This window comes from Clostridium sp. UBA1652 (genome assembly GCF_002320975.1).
Lineage (GTDB): Bacteria > Bacillota > Clostridia > Clostridiales > Clostridiaceae > Clostridium_T > Clostridium_T intestinale.
The window spans coordinates 78,609-84,608 of sequence record NZ_DCLI01000038.1 but is presented as its reverse complement, the minus strand read 5'-3'; the positions used below and the strand labels follow the sequence as shown (position 1 = coordinate 84,608).

Sequence of the window (6,000 nt, the reverse complement as noted above, 5' to 3'; positions counted from 1 at the left end):
TTTTGATAGTTGGTCTTTCAGCTTAATGCTTTGAATATTGTTAATCCACATTAACTATTTGTGATATTTCGGTTAATAAATACTCAGCAGTGTTATTTGCTAAAATGCCCTTAATAGCCTCTGCAAGAGTATAAAGATCTTCAACACTACAATCAGCTCTTAAGCCGGAGAAACCTAGGTTTCTATAAATCGCCTTACCTGCATCATTAAAGCCATTTTCAACTTTAATGGTAATTTTAGAGGTATCTAAAATCTTTTGAATAGCCAAATTCATCACCTCCTCTCAAAAAAGCATTACGAGATAATATATTCAAATTAGACATGAAATGACATTGTTTTATTCATAAAAGAGAGAAAAAAAGAGTTTCTTATCAAGCTTCATTAGATTCATCAAAATACTATGCACATATTCTCTGTAGAAGCGTTCCACAGCTTCATTAGAATCATTTTTTTTAAGATTATGTTTAATAAAAAGTTAAACACCTTAATACTGTAGAGGCTTCTTCTCAAGCCTCATTAAAGTCATTCTTGTTAAGATTATGTTTAATAAAAAGTTAAACATTTAAAAAGTTAAAAAGCTGATTAGAAGTGTTCAAATTTTCTTTTTATTGAATATTATTTTATTAAGAGGTGATGATTATGGTCAAAAAGGAAAATTTATCAGAAAAAGAAATAGTGGATATCACAAAAGAACAAGAGGAAGAAACCACTGAATATATAGGTATTAAAGAAGATGAAGAGATCGATGGTGAAGTAGTTAAGGTGCTTATAAGTTCATCATATGAAAATAAAGTTTCTAATACTGTTGACGATAGAAATTTAATAAATAAATCGGAAGAGAAAAAAGTCTTAATAAAAAGAAAGGGAAAACGTAAAACCCCAGAAGTTGATGGAGAAGGATATGATGTTAGGAGAACTTATCAATTAAGAAAATCTACAGTAGGAATGTTAAACAAACTTATTGGAATGAATCAAAATATAGATATACACATGAATACTATAGTAGATAATGCTATAAGAGAAGCTTATTTTCGAGCTTTATTGAAAGAAAAGAATAAATCTTTATAAAAAAAGATCAATATTTGTCGTTCAAAAATAGGCTCCTATGCATATATATAATATGTATTTGATTTTAATAAGTACAAATTATATAAGGAATAAGGAGAAATAATATGATAGAGTCGATTTTAGTTGAGAATGTATTAGTTATTGAGTATAAAGCAGGACTTAATAAGGAAGGAAAGGATATATTTAAGAAAACTCAAATTAATGTAAATAACACTGATATTACTGATGAGGAGTTATTTGAGCTTGGACATGCAATTGGAGAACTTTTAGATACTGAAATATACAATATATCTAAAGGAGTGAAGTATTCACTTATAGATTTATAAAGAGGAAAAGGTAAGGATATATTTAATTGTAATTATATTAACGAATATTATGATTGGACTAATTAAGTGAAGATTATTATATAAAATGATTTTCGCTAATATTAGTCTAATTTTTTAAGAACATAGTTTCCTTGACAAACAAATAAGATATATGCCATACTAACAATATAAATTGATGCTATTTAAAAGAGGGTATCCACTGACAAAGGAGATGTTTTATTTATGTATAAGATTGAAAATAGTCCTAAGCGTTATTATGAAATAATACACAACTACCAAGAGGGACAGTTACTCTTTGCGGCAATACGGTTAAATATTTTTTCTTATCTAGATACACCACAAACCGCAGAAGATATTGCAAAGGCAATAAAATGTGATAAAAATCAAATTGAATTCATGCTTTTATCACTGATTTCCTGTGGATTGGTTAATAAACAAGGAGACTTTTATATAAATACACCAGAAACAAAAGATTTCTTGTCTAGAAATAGCCAAGTTTTTTTAGGTGATACTCTATTATTTAGAGAGAAAATGACATCTCTTGCTGAACTTGAAGAAAAGGTAAAGACTGCTCAAACTATTAGTAGGAATGGTTACGATTTTTCAGAGCTTGCACGTTTAAGTATTCCAGAAATGTATACTGGAAGAGTACAGGCGTTTATTGATGAAATCATTAAGTTATACCCAAATAGTAATGATTCTCTAAACATTCTGGATCTTGGGGGTGGAGCAGGAATTTTGGATATTGAGTTTGTTAAACAGTTTCCAAATAGTAAAGCTACGATTATAGAAACACAGGCTGTTTCTGAAGTCACAAAGGAAATTGTGAGACAACATAAAGTTCAGGAAAATATCAAAGTGGTATCAGGAAACTTTAATTCTGATCCTTTGGGAGGACCTTATGACTTTATTATTGCCTCAGGTATCTTAAATTTTGTAGAGGGTGATATGTCTATATTTTTGCAAAAAGTATCTGATGCTTTAAAGGATGGGGGATATCTTTTTATTGTAGGGAGTTATGAAGATAAAAAAGGTAATGTTTCCACTAATATGTTGAGCTGGTTATCAGGTTTTTTGGAAGGGATTCCTTTGCCACCTAGTAAAGAGGAGATTGAAAATGCACTCCAAAAAGTTGGTCTTACTGTAGCAGATAAGATAAAAGTATCTATGTTTGAAGGGCTTATTTATCAAAAGGGTAGCAGTGATTTTTCAGTAGATGCTAGAGGGGTTATTGATTCATTTATTGAGCTGACAGAGAGAATTGCAAATGGTAAAACAAATGTGCTTGATTTTGGAAGTGAGGATATGAAATTTTACCGTGGAGAAATTCATATGATTAAAACAATAGGGGATTATCCAGGTATCCATAGTGCTGAACTTGCACGTAAATATGGCATAACCAGACCTGTGGTTCATAAGACTTTACAAAAGTTAAGTGAACGTGGTCTGATTACTAAAGAAGATGATCCAGAAGATAAAAAACGCTATTTGATTTATTTGACTGAAAAAGGGAAGATTGCTTATGATGCTCATGAGGAATACCATGATAAATATGATAAAGCTCTCTTTGATTTTCTGGATAATACCTCTAGTGATAAATTGGAATCTATTAAAGGTTTTTTAGAGCATGCAATAAGTTTAATTCAAAATCACTCATAAGTGATTTCTTATCAAGGGTGTTCCTATAATAGTTTTATAGTAAAGGGGGTGTGCAAATGGATACAAAGAATAAAATTATGATTATAGGGGGACATGGTAAAGTAGGTCAATATATTACAAGAGAGCTTAAAAACTATAATTTGGTTTTGGCTGGTCGAAGAGGAGAAAAGATAAAAAGATTTTTAGAAAAGCAAGAGATAGAAGCAGAAATTTGTGAGATGAATATTCATAACATTGACTTTGAGAAAATGCAAGGTATTGGATGGGTTATTGTTTGTGTGGATCAGGAAAATACTAAGTTGGTTGAATATTGTGATAGACATGGAATTGATTATATGGATGTAACTGCAAACTCGGAATTTATTGAGAAAATAAGGGGGTTAAAGCTTTTAGGATTAAGCAGAATTTTACTAGGCGTTGGATTAGCTCCAGGACTTACAAATCTTATGGCAGAGGAATTTGTTCGTAGTTATCCTTTGGCAGAAACTATAGACATTCAGCTTGTTTTAGGTTTGGGAGAAAGGCATGGAGATGCGGCTATCAAATGGACTTTAGATAATTTCTTAAAAGGTTACCACCATAAAACCCTTGGATATATAAGACCATTTCAACTGAAAAATACAATAATGACTGAAGGAAATAGCTTAAGAACCTATAATTTTAATTTTGTTGATCAGCATATGTTAAACCAAAAGTATAAGCATAAAAACTTCATAACATATTTGGGATTTGATCAGCCAAATATAACAGCCCTTATTTATGGAAGTAAAAAAATTGGATTGCTTGGCTTGCTAAAATATAAAAGGATTTACAAGCTTGCTGAAGAGTTTTTAAGAAAACCTAAATTTGGGACAGATATTTTTATAGTATCCATTCAAGCTGATGAAAAGAGAATATGTGCATGGGGACATAACGAGGGAAGATTCACTGGGATAATTGCTGCAGAAGCAGCAAGACGAATGGCGACTATGGATTTTAAAAAAGGTATACTGGGAATTTCTAATATTATGAATCTTGAAGAAGTTATTAATAATGAAACATTTGAGCTGACATTCGATTATACAGAAGATCAATCACCATTGAAATTTAAATAAATAGTTTTATTCTTGAGTTGATAGAGGCATGAGTAAAAATATTTATATTAGTTGGATAGATAAAAAGTTGGTTAGTGCATTGATTTAGCCACAAAAAAGGATATAAAAAATCACATTAGGGAAAATACAATAATTTTATCTTTATTAAATGGGACAACTGGTGAAAGATTAATTAGGAAAGCTTATGGTGAGGATAAGGTTCTATATTCTGTGGCTCAAGGAATGGATGCAGTTAGAGAAGGTAATAAGCTAACCAAGGAAGGAAAGAATGTATTTAGGAAAACTCAAATCAATATAAGTAATACGGATATTAATGATAAGGATTTATTTGAATTTAGAAATGAAGAGTTTTTAAATACTCTAATACACAATATACTAAGAGTGTGAGAGATTTACTTATAATTTTATAGCTCATAAAAAATTAAAAGCTGTTATAATTTAAACTATAACAGCTTAAGGAATTATAAGGTATAATTATTAGTTTAAGTTAACCTTGATATATTGTTCCATCAGGATTATAAGTTTCTAGAATTCTTCCTGATTCATTAACACCTTTTGAAAATGAAAAGTCTACGCTTGGACCACTTAAAGAAATACTTGGACTTAATGTAAGTGAGCTAGTAGCATGACCATATTTAAAGGACATTGTTACAACTTCCATAGGTTTTGTATTACTTACTGTAAATTGTGCATAACCAGCTAGAGCATTACATCTCTTGCCAGCCATTACATAGTATCCTCTGAAATTTGCCGAACCTGCATTAATATCTACTTTATCAAGTGATAAAATATTAGAATAAACCATTTGATTTCCATTATCTATATCCATCATGTATATTTGAACACGTGAATCAATTAGTGTAGCATTTGCAACAGTACCGTTAGTTGTACCGCTCCACCTTGCTGCAACTATATCGTATCCAACAAATCCAGGATTTGAATCCCATCCCCATTCATAATAAAAATTCCAATTACGGTTATTATTTGATGCAAGACCAGCACCACCTTGAAGATATAGAGTTGAGGATACAGCCATAAGTTTGTCTTCTGTCCAATTAGTAGTTGTCTTTAAAAGATTTATTTTATCATCTGAATAGCCCATATTCTTTAGTTCGTCTATAGATAGCTTAGATCTTTCTTTTACAGTTTCAACAAAGTTATATTTTTTAAAACTTTCAATTTTATTGCTACTCCATCCATCTGATATTAACTCTTCATCCGATGCTTTGTTTAAATCTTTATAAAGCGTGTATTCATTAATTTGAGTTTTGGTCATTTTAGGTTTTCCAATTTTTTGTAGAACTTCATTTTCTAAAGGGGAAGTAGGTTTTATTGTGCTTGCTTGTACACTTATTGGTAAAAGTGTCAAAATAGAGACAAGTAGTACTGTTACAAATTTTTTCATAAATTTCCCTCCGATTAAATTATTATGTAATTTTGAATACAATTGTATTAGGATAATTATATCGTTAAAAAAGTAATAATTGTACAATTTTTTAGTAAAATATACTTATTTAAAAAAAAATTGAAATTTGTATATAGTTGTATTAGTATGATTATAGAATATAAAATTTGTAGGAAAATTATTTTTAATGATACTATAGGAGGTTTTATGAAAAAAAATATACTGTATTCTATCATAATATTTATGATCACTTACTATTTTACATTTAAGGTGTCTTTTGGAATTTCATTAGATCCTAGTATTTCAGCTGAAAACTCATATATATATCAGTTAATAATATGCGTATGTATATTAAGTGGAATAGTATTAGCTTGTACTTTTTTGATAATATCCAAACTTAATAATAAAAGCTAGAAATTAAAGAATATTTAATTTCTAGCTTTTTTAA

8 protein-coding genes are annotated in these 6,000 nt (G+C 29.6%); 6 read left to right on the top strand and 2 right to left on the bottom strand.

Annotated features, from left to right (window positions below; translation table 11 throughout):
- Nucleotides 1–40: 40 nt before the first annotated feature.
- Nucleotides 41–268, bottom strand: coding sequence for a DUF1659 domain-containing protein (locus tag B3N22_RS06490; protein ID WP_238902150.1), 228 nt, complete (start codon nucleotides 266–268; stop codon nucleotides 41–43).
- Between the two features lie 371 nt (nucleotides 269–639).
- Here B3N22_RS06490 and B3N22_RS06485 point away from each other — a divergent pair, with 371 nt between their 5' ends.
- The 5 genes from B3N22_RS06485 to B3N22_RS06465 all read left to right on the top strand — a co-directional run bounded on the left by B3N22_RS06485 (nucleotide 640) and on the right by B3N22_RS06465 (nucleotide 4,534).
- Nucleotides 640–1,068 (top strand): hypothetical protein, encoded by a 429-nt coding sequence (locus B3N22_RS06485; RefSeq protein WP_286905608.1) that lies wholly within the window; start codon nucleotides 640–642, stop codon nucleotides 1,066–1,068.
- A gap of 104 nt (nucleotides 1,069–1,172) precedes the next feature.
- Nucleotides 1,173–1,394 (top strand): DUF1659 domain-containing protein, encoded by a 222-nt coding sequence (locus tag B3N22_RS06480; protein ID WP_286905606.1) that lies wholly within the window; start codon nucleotides 1,173–1,175, stop codon nucleotides 1,392–1,394.
- Between the two features lie 222 nt (nucleotides 1,395–1,616).
- Nucleotides 1,617–3,053, top strand: a complete 1,437-nt coding sequence (locus tag B3N22_RS06475) for a methyltransferase domain-containing protein (protein ID WP_286905604.1) — start codon at nucleotides 1,617–1,619, stop codon at nucleotides 3,051–3,053.
- A gap of 56 nt (nucleotides 3,054–3,109) precedes the next feature.
- Entirely contained in the window at nucleotides 3,110–4,147 is a 1,038-nt protein-coding gene (locus tag B3N22_RS06470) for a saccharopine dehydrogenase NADP-binding domain-containing protein (protein WP_286905602.1), read from the top strand.
- Nucleotides 4,148–4,225: 78 nt separating this feature from the next.
- Nucleotides 4,226–4,534, top strand: coding sequence for a 2-dehydropantoate 2-reductase N-terminal domain-containing protein (locus B3N22_RS06465; RefSeq protein ID WP_349676613.1), 309 nt, complete (start codon nucleotides 4,226–4,228; stop codon nucleotides 4,532–4,534).
- Between the two features lie 100 nt (nucleotides 4,535–4,634).
- Here B3N22_RS06465 and B3N22_RS06460 read toward each other — a convergent pair whose 3' ends face one another.
- Nucleotides 4,635–5,552, bottom strand: coding sequence for a hypothetical protein (locus tag B3N22_RS06460; protein ID WP_286905600.1), 918 nt, complete (start codon nucleotides 5,550–5,552; stop codon nucleotides 4,635–4,637).
- Nucleotides 5,553–5,759: 207 nt separating this feature from the next.
- On the opposite strand from B3N22_RS06460, the gene B3N22_RS06455 reads away from it, so the two are divergent.
- A complete protein-coding gene (locus tag B3N22_RS06455) occupies nucleotides 5,760–5,966 on the top strand; it encodes a hypothetical protein (RefSeq protein WP_286905598.1) in 207 nt (68 codons plus the stop codon).
- Nucleotides 5,967–6,000: the final 34 nt, after the last annotated feature.

Coding starts and splice junctions, on each gene's coding strand:
- B3N22_RS06485 (WP_286905608.1), top strand. CDS start 640: ATGGTCAAAAAGGAAAATTTATCAGAAAAAGAAATAGTGGATATCACA.
- B3N22_RS06480 (WP_286905606.1), top strand. CDS start 1,173: ATGATAGAGTCGATTTTAGTTGAGAATGTATTAGTTATTGAGTATAAA.
- B3N22_RS06475 (WP_286905604.1), top strand. CDS start 1,617: ATGTATAAGATTGAAAATAGTCCTAAGCGTTATTATGAAATAATACAC.
- B3N22_RS06470 (WP_286905602.1), top strand. CDS start 3,110: ATGGATACAAAGAATAAAATTATGATTATAGGGGGACATGGTAAAGTA.
- B3N22_RS06460 (WP_286905600.1), bottom strand. CDS start 5,552: ATGAAAAAATTTGTAACAGTACTACTTGTCTCTATTTTGACACTTTTA.
- B3N22_RS06455 (WP_286905598.1), top strand. CDS start 5,760: ATGAAAAAAAATATACTGTATTCTATCATAATATTTATGATCACTTAC.